Consider the following 14,920-nt stretch of genomic DNA (forward strand, 5'->3'; position numbering starts at 1 on the left):
GCCCCCACGGGACGTTTTGTTCACGATAGCAGAGCTGTCGGTGAAATCGTCCGGAGGGCACCATGACTTTGCAGACCTTATAGACTTTATGGACCTTACGGACTTTTGACTATTTTTGCTACATTTGCAAAAAAATCAGATAGCATGTTTTATACAGAACTTACTTTCCATATCACTCCCCACGTGGAGGACATTGCCGATGCACTCATCGCCGAATTAGGCAACCTCGGTTACGACAGTTTCTCGTACACGGACGACGGTTTCAAAGCCTACATCCCATCAAAAGATTTCAAGCCGGAACAAGTTGAAGAAATGGAAATCCTCTCTTTCTTCCGCTCTCTGTACACCATTACATGGGAGAAAGCCGAAATCGAGAACCAAGACTGGAACAAAATATGGGAAGAAAACTTCACCCCCATACTCGTTCAAGATCGTATTCTGGTGCGGGCGGGTTTCCACCCCTCGATTGATAACATCGAACACGAAATCATCATCGACCCGAAAATGAGTTTCGGTACCGGACACCACGCCACCACGGCTCTGATGCTGGAAAACATACTTGACATGAAACCCGAATTCAAGGGGAAAAAAGTACTCGACATGGGGTGCGGCACGGGAATCCTATCTATTATGGCAGCACAAGCCGGGGCGACCACCCTCACCGGAATCGACATCGACGAGTGGGCTTATAACAATGCCATGGAGAACATCGCCACCAACAACGTGCAAAACATCCGTGTACTGATCGGTGACGCCGCTCTATTGGACGGCAAAGAACGTTACGACATCATCCTTGCCAACATCAACCGCAACATCCTGCTCAACGACATGCACGCCTACGTGAATGTATTGAACCCGAACGGTTACCTCATCATGAGCGGATTCTACACGGAAGATATCCCCATGATCCGGGACAAAGCTGAAAGTCTGGGACTCAAATATCAATCCCACAAGATAAAAGACAACTGGACGGCTGTTATCTTCCATAACCTGTAACTCTGCAACGTGGCAAAACCACTTGAGGATACGGCGTTAAAAAAATGGATGCCGTTTCCCCAATCGTTAATATTTTAACAAGGTCTTGTTTTTTCAAATTCTATATGCAATATTTGCATCGTGAAAACACAAAAGTAGTATGATGACTCAAAATACAAACAAATATAAACATATGATGATGTGCATGCAAAGGCTCTTTGCAGGCTAACGTACTGTTGTGAAAAAAACTGACGAAGAAGCCTGTGTGATTACACGGGCTTTTTTCATGCGAAAAAATGAACGGATAAAACAAAAATAAAACATTATGAATGTACTGAAATTTGGAGGCACCTCTGTCGGTAGCGCTCCGCAAATCAAAGAAGTGGCACAACTCATCTCGGACGAGCAACCCAAAATCGTGGTACTCTCCGCCATGTCGGGAACCACCAACACGCTGGTTGACATCACGAACAACCTCTACCGGAACGATCGTCAGGAAGCCCTGACGGCGATACAGAATCTGGAACTCGATTACCTGATGACCATTAGCGAACTCTACGACACGGAGGATTACAAGCACAAGGGACAGGAATTCGTGCAAACCATCTTCACCTATCTCCGTTCCTTTATTAATAAAGACTTTTATCCCCTGCAAGAGAAAGCCGTCGTGGCACAGGGAGAAATCATCTCCACCACCCTCATGCACTACTATCTGCAAGAACAAGGCATCCCCTCGACATTACTCTCCGCCCTCGACTTCATGCGTATCGACAAGGATTGCGAGCCGGATTATTTCTACATCGAACAAAACTTGAAGCGCCTGCTTTCCAACCCGACCACCGAACGCATCATCATCACCCAAGGATTCATCTGTCGCAACGCCTACGGGGAAATCGATAATTTAAAAAGAGGAGGCAGTGACTACTCCGCCGCCTTGATCGGGGCTGCCGTCAATGCCAGTGAGATACAGATATGGACAGACATCGACGGTGTACACAACAACGATCCCCGTTACGTGAAAAACACCCAACCACTCCGGAGCCTCTCTTTCGACGAAGCGGCGGAATTGGCGTACTTCGGGGCAAAAATCCTGCACCCGTCAAGTATACAACCGGCAAAAAGGGCAAACATCCCCGTCCGCATGAAAAACACAATGAACCCCGGTGACGAGGGAACCCTGATCACCAAAGAAAGTCCGGTACGAAACTTCAAGGCTGTCGCCGCCAAAGACGGGATTACCGCTATCAAGGTAAAATCCAGCAACATGCTTCTGGCATACGGCTTCGTTCGCAAAGTATTCGAGATATTCGAGTCATGGAAAACACCGATTGACATGATAGCTACCTCCGAAGTAGCCATCTCGCTAACCATCGATAACACCTGCCATCTGGAAGATATCAAAAAAGATTTGACCAAATACGGGACAATCGAGGTAGAAGAAAACCTGTCCATCATCTGCATCGTCGGTGACTGCTCCATCAACAACAACGGCCTCGCCGCCCAAGCCCTCACCGCTCTGCAAGACATCCCGTTACACATGATCTCCTACGGGGCAAGCGAACACAGCATCTCCCTGCTCGTTAAACAGGAAGACAAACAACGTGCCTTACAAGACCTTAGCGAGAGATTATTTAATTGAGTTCATAAAGTTTATAAAGTTCGTAAGGTTCATAAAGTATAATATATGACAACAAAATAAACCTTATAAACCTTATAAACCTTATAAACTTTACAAACCTTATAAACCTAATTGAAAATGAATATAGAAACCGTCAAAACATTTCAATCTTTAAAAACACCATTCTATTATTACGACACCGCACTTTTGCGGGCAACCCTCCAATCCGCGACACAAGAGGCCAACCGCCACGGTTTCCATTTACACTATGCCGTGAAAGCCAATGCCAACCCTAGAATACTTGAAATCATCCAAGATTATGGAATAGGAGCCGATTGTGTCAGCGGCAACGAAGTTGCCCGAGCCGTTGAATACGGCTTCCATCCCGACCGGATCGTGTATGCCGGGGTAGGCAAAAGTGATGATGAAATCCGACTCGCACTGGAAAAAGACATATTCTGCTTTAACTGCGAATCACTGCCGGAAATAGAGGTAATCAACACGCTCGCCGGGGAACTCGGCAAAAAAGCATCTATCGCCCTTCGCGTCAACCCGAACGTGGACGCCCACACGCACCATTACATCACCACGGGAATAGAAGAAAACAAATTCGGCTTCTACCTTTATGACTTGGAGCACGCCATCGCCGTCTGCCGGGAATTGGAAAACATCCGTCTTATCGGGTTACATTTCCACATCGGTTCCCAAATCACCGACCTCACCGTGTTCCGAGGACTTTGCCTGCGGGTAAACGAAATACAGGCTCGTCTGAAAGAACAGGGTATTATCCTCCCCCACGTCAATTTCGGAGGCGGCTTGGGTATCAATTACGACTGCCCCTCCTGCGGGTTAATCCCGGACTTCGCTTCTTATTTCCAGACATTCGCCGATTTCTTCGAAGCCCAACCCGGACAGCAACTGCATTTCGAGTTGGGACGCTCTCTCGTGGGACAATGCGGCTCACTCGTTTCCCGCGTACTCTACGTGAAAGAAGGCAAGCACAAAAAATTCGTGATACTCGACGCCGGAATGAACGACCTCCTGCGTCCCGCCCTTTACCAAGCATTCCACCGCATCGAAAACCTCACCTCCATACAACCGTACGAAAAATACGATATCGTGGGCCCGATATGCGAATCCTCCGACTGCTTCGGCAAAGACCGGGAACTCCCCGCCACCCGACGAGGCGATCTCATCGCCATCCGCTCCTGCGGAGCCTACGGCGAAGTCATGGCCTCCCGGTACAACTTACGGGATTTACCCGGCTCTTTCTTTCCGGAATAAACCAAGCAAAAAAGGATATTGTTGAAAAGACACAAATTAAACTACCGAGAATTTCTCGGTAGTTACTGCCACTAGAAAAATATCACATACCCGATTTCGACAAATTCAATACATTCAATCCTGACTAACCCATTTCACGGCATCAGCAACGATCTCTTGTGGGTATTTATATGCACCTTTATCATTCTTTCTATCCTTGTCACTTAGGGTCACTTTCACCTTTTTAGTAAAATCAAATACCCCTAAAGATATCCAACCCACCTCATCCGCGTTTACAAAAGCAACAACTTCATGCTCGCCTTTCTCGTCGGAAAGGACATAATGGAATTCTTGTTTCGGATCTTTCCTTATATCATTAGGCTTCGTGTGATAAAAAAACACTTCATATTTACCTTCCTGAGGTAACACGGTACTCCACTCCACTTTTTGTTCTCCGGAACCGGCTCTTTTACCGTATGCACTTCGTATTGGATTACCATAAAAATGTTCATTCATAGAAGGCAACCATTTCTCACGTTGTGAAAATCGTTTGTAATATTTTTTACGGTTTTCTTCATCTCCCCGAAATAAAGATAAAATATTAAATCCCTTTGCTTGCACTACTCTGAAGCCAGCATCTTCATTATCAATAACAATCTCATTCTTACTCGGGAAAAAGGCAGACGAATCTATTCTGAAAACACCTGCTACAGTATCCATTGACACATCATTCAAACTCTCCAACTCTAATGATAACATCGCGGGAAGATTTTGAGCCAGAGGCATCCCCACATAAAAAGGAGCATAATAATTATGATAGGCATCCTTACGATTACGAGCCTTGATCTCCCGTCCCTCGTGAGGAGGAATAACCCATCCTTGATAATCACTTGTCACAATAACCCCCGGCACATCACCTCTATTAAAAACCTTAAAGCTATACAACATATCCGGCAGATACGATGTTTTCTTTAATTCTACTGCCCGCACGTCTCGAATCTCAAACAAAGGCAATTTATCGGTATTGTACCAACTCTCCACCAGTGAATCCAACCTAACACCAAAAGACTTATAGAATTGTTGACAAAATTCTTCAAGAGTAGTCTCTTTAAAAAGATGATCCCCCAAAAATTCGTGATAAAACCGGCGATACTGTATCTCATTTACATGTAACATGATATACATGTATAACTCTTCGCTTTTTTTGCGCATAATATTTTTAAACTCATCCGGCGATAATGACCTGTCAGTTAACGCGGTTCTTAAACTATTCCCGTTCAAGTATTCCACTATCGGATAATCCACTGCCCCATGATAAAATGTATTAAAACCATCACGTGCCATGTAGGCAAAAATATCATTCATAATTGGACATTCACTAGAAAAAATGGAAGTCGTTCTTCCTATAAGTGCAGGTCGTATATTACAATTCCCTTCTCCTAATATCATGTGAATATCCCCTCTCAGACGAATCATCAAATCCTCCTCTTCACCCCGATCGTTGGAACTCTTATGCCGATAACCTTTTATGGTATACAATTTTTCCGGCATAAACACCATTCCTCCCTGCTCTCGCTCTCCTGTCAACTGCGTCAAACTTGGAAAACAACTAAAATTACAAGGAACCTCCACAAGAACGAGCCAACGATATGGATAGTGTTGCCTGGGATCAAAAGGCCTTCTAGCGTAGACTATATCGAGTATTTCCGAATACTCCCGCGTGCCATCATCCATTTCATTCACAACTGCCCATTCTTCTTTTGTTAAATTCTCGGGATATGCTATACATTCATGCTCTAATTCCTTTTTTATTGTTAACAATCTCTTCGCCAGAGTATCTTTCGGTACATTGTACCCATCCAAAAGATAGTCGTGATCAGGAAGAAAGTACAAGGTCACGCGAGTGGAATCCACCATAATCTCATGTTCTTCATAATTCCCTATACACAAGCTAACACCCGGAACATCATGCCCGAACCGGAATAATGCTTCTCCCTCGCCCTTCTCGATAATATTTCCTTGCGAAATTGCCGTTAACCGAGGATCATGTTCAACCTTTAACGAGTATCGGGTAAAGCTTATATTTCTGCTGCCGGATAAATGATACGGCGGCACGCACACGGGATACCATATACACTCCGGCGTGAGCAACTTGTACTCTTTCCCGCAAAAAGCCGGCGTGTTTCCAAAATAATATATACCAAGAGCGTTCACGCCGGGTGAATTATATTCTTCGGGAGCTACATCCAGGAAACATATCTCGTTTTCAATATTCCCCTCGTAATGAATCGAAACATCATAAGTTTCCGAGGGGAACAACTCTTTATTTGACACGAGTATCTGGTGCTCTCTCCGAAAAACAACCGATTCCCCGTTGACTTCAAATGAAGTAATTTTTAAGCCCGGGTTCAAGTACATGATCAAGGGTATACTGTCTGAAGAGCCGTTCATGATCTTCATCCGGCTATTCACCGAAATACCGCCATTCTCTAGCTCCTTCAGGTGCAAATCTTGCCGGATAATCTTTGCTCCGGGATATTGGTCATAATCATCGTACACCCGCTTATAAGTTTCCCGACAATCACTGACCGTCACGTGTCGAAGATGATAAACGAACACCAATCCTCCGGCAAACACGAATAAAACGCAGGCAATACCAAGACACTTACGAAACACAAGCGCATGATTCGGGATTCTCGCATAAGGAATAATCGATAAAACCAAGAACCCTGCGCCAATCAAAAAAACACTTCCCCTTTGTAACAAATAGTTCCCGAGATTCACGTGTCCCGTGAAATCCGAAAACATATTTGGTATATATCGGGCGCAAGGATCGAATGCACCATTCCAAAAACCGGCTCCAAAGAAAGTCACACCACCGAAAAACAAGAGCAATACAAGAATAATTATACCCCGATTACGAACAAGCCGCATCACGAAACAAGAAATCCCAAGAAAATAAACCGATACGGGAAGTGTTAGCGTGAGCCAATAAAAAAAATAATTGGACAAATCGAAAGAATTGGAATACAAGACTAAATTTATAAGGATTGACGTTGCAAAAGAAATCCAATTCAATATCGTTACCGTCAACAACTTTCCCAAAAAATTCCCGAACACTATTTCGCTATTCCCTTGTGGGCGAGCGGACAACGCGCTCTTCGCTCCCTCTTCAAGCACCACCGAATCACCAGCAGCAAAACACGCTATCAGAAGTAACTGAATAATATTAAAATAATAGGCACTTTTAAAAGCAATGGATGAAGATAGAGCCTGTGAAGTCCAATCCATATAAAACTGGAACAAATTATTTATCGAGACCGTACCACCTTCTCTTGACAAAAAAGTATACTGATAAACAACAAGTCCTACGATTGCCAAAACGACAAACACTTGGAACAAAATACTCCTTCGCACACGTTTAAACTCATACAGAGCCTCAATAACAATATTGTTCTTATCCATTATATCTAATTTACCCCAATCTAAAAATGGCAAAAAACAGTTTTAAACATCAAAAAGGATTGCCTCAAATATAGTACTAAAACAACCCTCTTCGAATACTCTCGTTGAGAGCAGAACTAACCTCATAGAATATCATACTATTCGGTTATTTCCACCACGTAGGTCACCGATACACTCCCAAGGGGATTTGTCAAAACTATAGTATATTTACCTGAATCCTCTAATTCTACTTCCTCTATTTCAACAACCACTTCGCCTGCACCAAAAGCGCCCGTATGCCTGATACGATATATCAAAGAATTTACAATTTGTATACCATCCTTATAAACCTCACAAGTGGGCATTGGATACCCCGAATATTTAACACCAAATCTTATATTTTGACCAACTTTACCTGTAACCTTACCCGAATGAGAATAATCATACATCCTAGGTGCAAAAGGAATAATTTCTACCTCTTTTGCATTTTTTTGAATGCTTGGTGCTTTTACTTCTTCGCTATAAAATCCCGTAAGGAACACAAACGCCAACATTAATAATAATAATCTTTTCATAATTTGAAATATTTAAGTTAGTATATTTACAAATATAAGAAATTAAATTGCTAATCATGGCGTTTTTACTAAAAATTTATTTAATAATTGTCGCAGAGACCATTTTTGAAACGACATTGTTAAATGTGATTGTTAATGAAACTCATAAAAAAATGCACAACCTGAATTTGATTGTGCATTCATAATCACGTAGAAACTTTCCAGATTATTCCGTCTATTTCTGCGTATTCTTCTTATCGTTCGGCTTAGCGATCGACTCCCGCATACTCGTGTCCGCCTCGATATTCTTCATTTTATAGTAATCCATGATACCGAGATTACCGTTACGGAAAGCTTCTGCCATAGCGCGCGGCACTTCGGCTTCCGCCTCGATCACCCGGGCGCGCATCTCTTGTGCCAGAGCCTTCATCTCGTGTTCGGTGGCAACTGCCATGGCGCGACGTTCCTCTGCCTTCGCTTGGGCAATCTTCAAATCTGCCTCTGCTTGGTCTGTCTGCAACTCGGCACCGATATTCTTACCGATGTCGATATCGGCGATATCAATAGACAAGATTTCAAAAGCGGTACCGGAATCCAATCCCTTGCTCAACACCACTTTCGATATAGAATCCGGGTTCTCCAATACTTCCTTGTGCGAACCGGCAGAACCGATAGACGACACGATACCCTCGCCGACACGTGCCAGAATAGTTTCTTCCCCGGCACCACCGACCAATTGACGGATATTAGCCCGCACGGTAACTCTCGCTTTGGCGATCAACTGGATACCATCCTTTGCCACCGCGGCAACGGGAGGAGTATTAATCACCTTCGGGTTTACACTCATCTGAACGGCCTCGAACACGTCACGCCCTGCCAAATCTACCGCCGTGGCAATCTGGAATGTCAAATCGATATTCGCCTTGGACGCCGACACCAAAGCGTGTACCACTTGAGCCACGTGCCCACCTGCCAGATAATGTGCTTCCAGAAGATCGCGGTAAAGTTCCAATCCGGCTTTCTTGCCCTCGATCATGGCACGCACGATGATAGTAGGCGGCACTTTTCTCCAACGCATCAACACCAGTTGCAACAATGACACCTTTACATCGGACACCAACGCCTGAAACCACAACCCGATCGGAATGAAGTAGAGAATCATCCAAAGCAAGAACAATCCACCCGCGATGACCGCTACCAGAAAAAACAAACTGCTATTATCCATCCTTTATTCTGTTTTTAGTTTAACAATTATCTTATTTTTATACACCTTCAATACCACAACATCCCGGTTTTCATCTACAAATCCCGAACGGGATTCCGCTTCTACCACGCTGTCACCAACCCGCACTTTGCCCATGGGAGCCAAACGCCCTTGGGTAATCCCGACATCCCCTTCCCGTATCGTTTCATCGACACCTTCCACTGTACTGTCAATCTGCGTGTTCAATTGCATTCGCCGCCATGTCTTCGCCCGAAGCGCGTACCACGTCACCCCGAACCCGCAAACAGCCGTCCCGAGTAACGTGAAATGCCCCACGGTAGTACCCATGGTAGAATAAGCCAGCCAAATAGCCCCGGCAACACAAGCAAAACCAAGAATCCCGGCAACATTCACCCCCGGAAATACTAGAAATTCAAGAATCAACAGGACAAAGCCTATCGCGACGAGCATGAATAACACAAACCACTCCATATTCAATGTTTTTAATCTGCTAAAGATAGTTTATTTTTAATATATGACAAAAATCTACTTCATTTTTATATTGACTTCAAGTAAATACACGAATACCCCCACTTACCCTATCCCAAAACAAGGAATAAACTATACCGATAAACGGGTTTTAGGCGAGTTTTGAGTGGGTAATAGGCGACATCGCCTACTATTCGCCTGCACTTCGCCCACTCATAGCCTACGTTTTAATAAGAAATATGCTTTTTTAACGTGTGCGCAAAACACGCTTCCCGTTACCTTTCCCTACCAAATCTCTCCCAAACTTCATGCATCGCGAGAGGTCAACCCTCGTGCTACGGCTACGTATCCCTCTCGCAGCGGCACAGCATTCCCTCCCCATTTCTTGTCATTTTTCATCCTCGATTTTCAATTCTCGATTATTATATTTTACTTTGCATCGAATTTTCCATCACTGACACAAGTGATGAATCAAGCACCTAAAAGAGAGTTTGAATGAAATACACGGAATTGGATGACGAAGAAGAATTTTACCGCAAGGTAGAATATTACAATAAAACAAAAACGGAACAATTAAGTTACCATTATAAAGAAATACTGAAACTGCTGGGTGAGGATGCCGACAGGGAAGGATTGATAAAAACCCCGTACCGTGTAGCGAAAGCCATGCAATTCATGACAAGGGGATATCATGAAAACCCGGAAGAAATCCTGCGTTCCGCCCTCTTCAAAGAAGACTACCGCCAAATGGTGATCGTGAAAGACATCGAGATATATTCCCTTTGCGAACATCACATGCTGCCCTTCATCGGGCGGGCGCACGTGGCATATATCCCGAACGGGTACATCACGGGACTAAGTAAAATAGCACGTGTAGTGGAAGCCTTCTCCAGAAGATTACAGGTACAGGAAAGACTGACGAACGACATAAAAAATTGTATTCAAAATACCCTCAATCCCTTGGGCGTTGCCGTGGTGATCGAGGCGCAGCACATGTGTATGATGATGCGGGGTGTACAAAAACAAAACTCGGTAACAACAACCTCCGACTTTAGCGGCGCGTTCGAGAAACTTGCCACGCGGGAGGAGTTTATCCGATTAATTAGTAACAAATTTCATTAGGAAATAAACAAAACGAGTATGAAAAAAGCATTTGTTTTTCCGGGCCAAGGCGCTCAATTCGTGGGAATGGGTAAAGACTTGTATGAAAACTCTCCCGAGGCGAAAGAATTATTCGAGAAAGCGAACGAAATACTGGGATTCCGCATCACGGATCTGATGTTCAACGGAACTGATGAAGACCTGAAACAAACCAAAGTAACCCAGCCGGCAATATTCCTTCACTCCGTGATACTGGCCAAATCGTTGACCGAGAAACCGGACATGGTTGCAGGTCACTCGCTGGGAGAATTTTCCGCGCTTGTGGCTAACGGCGCCCTCTCGTTTGAAGACGGATTACGTCTGGTACACGCCCGGGCACTTGCCATGCAAAAGGCATGCGAGGCACGCCCGTCAACAATGGCGGCAATCCTAGGTTTGCCGGATGAAACCGTGGAAAAAGCACTAGAGGAAATTGATGACGTGGTGGTACCCGCCAATTACAACAGCCCGGGACAAATCGTGATCTCCGGAACCATAGAAGGCGTCACCGCGGCTTGCGAGAAATTGAAAGCGGCAGGAGCAAAACGGGCTCTCCCGTTGAAAGTAGGCGGCGCATTCCACTCCCCATTGATGGAGCCTGCCCGTCAAGAATTGGCGGACGCGATTAAAAACACGCACTTCTCCAAACCGATCTGCCCGGTTTACCAGAACGTAAATGCAAAACCCGTGTCGGATCCGGAAAAAATCAAACAAAACTTGATAGACCAATTGACAGCATCCGTGCGTTGGACTCAAACCGTGCAAAATATGCTGACTGACGGAGCTTCCTCATTCCTTGAAATCGGTCCCGGATCAGTTCTCCAAGGCTTGATCAAGAAAGTTAGCACCGAAGTGGAAACCGCGGGAATGCAATAGGTGTTTGCCGACGGCAAACGTTACAGGTTGCAGGTTGAGCCTTTGGCTCTGCAAGTTACAGGTTAAAAAGGACTCTTTCAAAAACTTGCAACTTGCAGAGCCGAAGGCTCAACTTGTAACTTGCAACAATTTTAAAGCCTCCCCGTAGGAGGCTTTAAAATTTTATTATATCTTTGAACAAAGATAATTCTATAAAGTCGAATATGCTAAGTAATAAAAATAGAAAACATCGTACGATTCAACACGTGTTCAAAATCAGTACGATCATTATTATCTGCGGTATAATCGTTTTGCTACTCCCCAAGATAGAGGGATTCAAATACTCTTACCAGAAAGGAATGCCGTGGAAATACGAAACGTTAATCGCCCCGATTGATTTCCCCTTGCACAAAAGTTCCGAGGAAATTACAGCCGAAATTGAAAAGATCCGGGAAGAACAGCCTCCCATTTTCAATTACACGGAAGCAAGTTCGGATGTACAGATCAACAAATTCGCCGAAAAATTAGGAGAGTACAAAACTTTGTTCAACGGGAACGACATCAACAAGATCGTGACAAAGTTACGAGAGATATACTCTCGCGGAATACTTTTAATGCCGGAAAAGTTCAATACAGACAAAATCAAAAACATTCTGGTCGTTAAGGACGGTATTGCCCAAGAGGAAAAATTCTCCAATGTCTACACGCTGAAACAAGCATACGAAACACTGGTAGAATACGTACAAAGTCTGCATCTCGCGAAAACAACCGAGGAAAAGATCCTCAGCATGGGCTTGAACAACTACATTAACCCGAATCTGGAATACGACCTTACCAAAACAGGACTGGCGGTAGAAACCAGCATGAAAAATATCACACCGACACAAGGCATGATAAACAAAGGGGATATTATCATCTCCCGAAATGATCTGGTCACCCCCGAAACATACAAGGTACTGGAATCTTTCCGTATAGAACACGAGCAAAGTCTAGGTTCGACGGTAGACCGAATCAGAATCACTGCCGCCCAAACCATCCTGACACTGATTGCCATACTCAGCTTTTCCATGTTTCTTTACATATCAAGAAAAAGGCTCTTCTACAACACGAAAGACTTCTTTTTCCTGTATAGCATGTTCCTGCTGACCATTGCCGTGGGCAGTATCAGTTATTTCCAGAATATAAATATTCTCGCGATACCCGTGCTGTTCTTCCCGCTCATCGTGAACATACTGTTCGGCACGCGTCCGGCACTTTACCTGCTGTTGGGCACGACCATGCTGATCTCGTACTACGCCCCGAACAACTACATGTATTTCTTCATGCAGATAGCGGCGGGAATCGTGGCCATGTTCAGCCTCTCCCATTTGCAGCGCAGATCACAATTATTCATCGCACTGGCTTTGATATTCTTGACTTACGTGCTTGTTTACGGGGCTTTCACGCTTATACAGGAAGGTTCATTTGCCCCCAAACACTTGTTTGCCATCCTTCTGTTGCTTATCAACACGGTATTACTAAGTTTGATTTACCCGGCACTCTACCTCGTGGAAAAACTTTTCGGGTACACCTCGGAAATCAGTCTACTGGAATTCTCGAACCCGAACCACCCGGCATTGCGTAACCTCACGAAGAAAGCACCGGGAACCTTTCAACATTCCCTCATGGTTGCCAACCTCGCGGAAGAGGCGATTTACCATATCGGCGGCAGTCCCCTGCTGGCACGTACCGGGGCATTATACCACGACATCGGTAAATCCTACAATCCGATCATGTTCATCGAGAACCAGACCGGTGGGTTGAACCCGCACAGTAACCTGGATTTTGACGAGAGCGCCCAACTTATCATCGCACACGTCACGCAAGGACTTGAACTGGCGAACAAGTACAAACTACCGGAAGCCATCAAGAACTTTATCCGCACACACCACGGCAAAAGTAAGGTGAAATATTTTTATTACTCGTTCAAGAACAAATACCCGGATAAAGAAATAGACGAAGCGCTATTTACCTATCCCGGTCCCGATCCTGTGAAAAAAGAATGTGCGGTGGTCATGATGGCGGATGCCGTGGAAGCCGCTTCCCGAGCTCTGGAAGTAAAGGATGAGGAAAACTTGACAAATCTTGTAAATAATATTATAGACGGTATGCTTCAAGAAGGAAGATTCGCCAACGCGGACTTGACATTCAGGGACATCTCCACCGTGAAGCGAGTATTCACGGAAATGTTGATCAACGTGTATCACGCCCGTATAGCCTACCCGAAATTAGAAAAAAAGTCGTGACCCAAACATATTAAATATATGACAACACAGAAGCCTGTAACAATCAAGGACATCGCGGAGAAACTGAAAATATCGGTATCAACGGTTTCCCGTGCTTTGAAAGACAATCATGAAATCAGCGCTAAAACCCGCAAAAAAGTGCAAGACTTGGCCAAGCAACTCGGGTACAAGCCCAATCCCCTTGCCGTCGCGCTGAAAACGCACAAGAGCCACTCGATCGGGGTTATCGTACCCCAGATCGTGAGCACGTTTTACGCTACCGTGGTAAAAACAATCGAGGAAGTAGCTGACGGTCACGGGTACAACGTGTTGGTTATCTCCTCAAACGAAAACTTCGAGAAAGAGAAAAAAAGCGTGGACGTCCTATTGGCAAACCGGGCGGACGGAATCATCATGGCTCTATCGCACGAGACAAAAGAATTTGACCACGTGAAACAAATCCAAGAATCCGGAATCCCCGTGGTATTATTCGACCGCACAACGGGTTCCGTGGAAGGAGTATCGAGAGTCGTGACTGACGGTGTTACCGCTGCCTTCCAAGCGATACAACATCTCGTGTCGGTCGGATGCAAAAAGATCGCCATATTAACCGGACCGGAACAAATAGCCATCGGCGGCAAACGCATGGAAGGTTACCGGAAAGCGCTGGAAGCAAATCATATACCTATAAAGGAAAATTATATCCGTTACTGTTCGGACTTAACCGTTGAATCCGGCAAGCAGGCCACGCTACAATTACTCGAAACGCGGGAAAGACCGGATGCCATATTCGGTATCACGGATGATCTGGCTATCGGTGCGATTGAGGCGATAAAAGAGAAAAAACTCAATATCCCGCAGGACATTGCCGTGGTAGGGTTCTCCAACACGAAACGCTCCCGGTACATGAATCCCACGGTTAGTTCGATAAATCAATTCCCGGAAAAAATAGGAAAAACCGCGGCTGAATTATTGTTCGAACAAATCATAAACAGCAGGCACGCGAGGATAAGAAAAGAGATCGTCAATTGCGAGTTAATCGTGCGTGAATCATCCGATAAACACAAGTAAACGATTGTCGCTAGAAATGTAAAAACTTAACACTATTGATTAA

At 44.8% G+C, this 14,920-nt stretch carries 11 protein-coding genes; 7 read left to right on the forward strand and 4 right to left on the reverse strand.

Annotated features, from left to right (window positions below; translation table 11 throughout):
* Nucleotides 1-144: 144 nt before the first annotated feature.
* The 3 genes from prmA (at nt 145) to lysA (ending at nt 3,877) form a co-directional block, all read left to right on the forward strand.
* Nucleotides 145-996: a 50S ribosomal protein L11 methyltransferase gene (gene prmA, locus CS948_RS21300; protein ID WP_099294395.1), complete on the forward strand. Its 852-nt coding sequence runs from the start codon at nt 145-147 to the stop codon at nt 994-996.
* A gap of 304 nt (nt 997-1,300) precedes the next feature.
* On the forward strand, nt 1,301-2,614 hold the full coding sequence (locus CS948_RS21305; protein ID WP_099294397.1) for an aspartate kinase: 1,314 nt from the start codon (nt 1,301-1,303) through the stop codon (nt 2,612-2,614).
* Between the two features lie 117 nt (nt 2,615-2,731).
* Nucleotides 2,732-3,877, forward strand: a complete 1,146-nt coding sequence (gene lysA / locus CS948_RS21310; protein ID WP_099294399.1) for a diaminopimelate decarboxylase — start codon at nt 2,732-2,734, stop codon at nt 3,875-3,877.
* Between the two features lie 114 nt (nt 3,878-3,991).
* Here the strand turns inward: lysA and CS948_RS21315 are convergent, their stop codons facing one another.
* The 4 genes from CS948_RS21315 to CS948_RS21330 form a co-directional block, all read right to left on the reverse strand.
* On the reverse strand, nt 3,992-7,321 hold the full coding sequence (locus CS948_RS21315; protein ID WP_099294401.1) for a hypothetical protein: 3,330 nt from the start codon (nt 7,319-7,321) through the stop codon (nt 3,992-3,994).
* Nucleotides 7,322-7,458: 137 nt separating this feature from the next.
* Entirely contained in the window at nt 7,459-7,875 is a 417-nt protein-coding gene (locus CS948_RS21320; protein WP_099294403.1) for a hypothetical protein, read from the reverse strand.
* A gap of 214 nt (nt 7,876-8,089) precedes the next feature.
* Nucleotides 8,090-9,079 carry a flotillin-like protein FloA gene (gene floA / locus CS948_RS21325; protein ID WP_099294405.1) on the reverse strand — a complete coding sequence of 330 codons (990 nt, stop codon included), beginning with the start codon at nt 9,077-9,079 and terminating at the stop codon, nt 8,090-8,092.
* Between the two features lie 3 nt (nt 9,080-9,082).
* On the reverse strand, nt 9,083-9,550 hold the full coding sequence (locus tag CS948_RS21330) for an NfeD family protein (protein WP_099294407.1): 468 nt from the start codon (nt 9,548-9,550) through the stop codon (nt 9,083-9,085).
* Nucleotides 9,551-10,042: 492 nt separating this feature from the next.
* On the opposite strand from CS948_RS21330, the gene folE reads away from it, so the two are divergent.
* The 4 genes from folE to CS948_RS21350 all read left to right on the forward strand — a co-directional run bounded on the left by folE (nt 10,043) and on the right by CS948_RS21350 (nt 14,877).
* Nucleotides 10,043-10,669 (forward strand): GTP cyclohydrolase I FolE, encoded by a 627-nt coding sequence (gene folE, locus CS948_RS21335; RefSeq protein ID WP_099294409.1) that lies wholly within the window; start codon nt 10,043-10,045, stop codon nt 10,667-10,669.
* Between the two features lie 18 nt (nt 10,670-10,687).
* Nucleotides 10,688-11,563, forward strand: a complete 876-nt coding sequence (gene fabD / locus CS948_RS21340; RefSeq protein WP_099294411.1) for an ACP S-malonyltransferase — start codon at nt 10,688-10,690, stop codon at nt 11,561-11,563.
* A 203-nt stretch (nt 11,564-11,766) separates the two neighbouring features.
* Nucleotides 11,767-13,827: an HD family phosphohydrolase gene (locus CS948_RS21345; RefSeq protein WP_255302104.1), complete on the forward strand. Its 2,061-nt coding sequence runs from the start codon at nt 11,767-11,769 to the stop codon at nt 13,825-13,827.
* 18 nt (nt 13,828-13,845) lie between these two features.
* A complete protein-coding gene (locus CS948_RS21350) occupies nt 13,846-14,877 on the forward strand; it encodes a LacI family DNA-binding transcriptional regulator (protein WP_099294415.1) in 1,032 nt (343 codons plus the stop codon).
* The last annotated feature ends 43 nt before the right edge of the window (nt 14,878-14,920 follow it).

This window comes from Butyricimonas sp. Marseille-P3923, assembly GCF_900184685.1.
In the GTDB taxonomy this organism is placed as follows: domain Bacteria; phylum Bacteroidota; class Bacteroidia; order Bacteroidales; family Marinifilaceae; genus Butyricimonas; species Butyricimonas muris.

Coding starts and splice junctions, on each gene's coding strand:
- folE (WP_099294409.1), top strand. CDS start 10,043: ATGAAATACACGGAATTGGATGACGAAGAAGAATTTTACCGCAAGGTA.
- lysA (WP_099294399.1), top strand. CDS start 2,732: ATGAATATAGAAACCGTCAAAACATTTCAATCTTTAAAAACACCATTC.
- fabD (WP_099294411.1), top strand. CDS start 10,688: ATGAAAAAAGCATTTGTTTTTCCGGGCCAAGGCGCTCAATTCGTGGGA.
- floA (WP_099294405.1), bottom strand. CDS start 9,079: ATGGATAATAGCAGTTTGTTTTTTCTGGTAGCGGTCATCGCGGGTGGA.
- CS948_RS21320 (WP_099294403.1), bottom strand. CDS start 7,875: ATGAAAAGATTATTATTATTAATGTTGGCGTTTGTGTTCCTTACGGGA.
- CS948_RS21350 (WP_099294415.1), top strand. CDS start 13,846: ATGACAACACAGAAGCCTGTAACAATCAAGGACATCGCGGAGAAACTG.
- CS948_RS21345 (WP_255302104.1), top strand. CDS start 11,767: ATGCTAAGTAATAAAAATAGAAAACATCGTACGATTCAACACGTGTTC.
- CS948_RS21315 (WP_099294401.1), bottom strand. CDS start 7,321: ATGGATAAGAACAATATTGTTATTGAGGCTCTGTATGAGTTTAAACGT.
- CS948_RS21305 (WP_099294397.1), top strand. CDS start 1,301: ATGAATGTACTGAAATTTGGAGGCACCTCTGTCGGTAGCGCTCCGCAA.
- CS948_RS21330 (WP_099294407.1), bottom strand. CDS start 9,550: ATGGAGTGGTTTGTGTTATTCATGCTCGTCGCGATAGGCTTTGTCCTG.
- prmA (WP_099294395.1), top strand. CDS start 145: ATGTTTTATACAGAACTTACTTTCCATATCACTCCCCACGTGGAGGAC.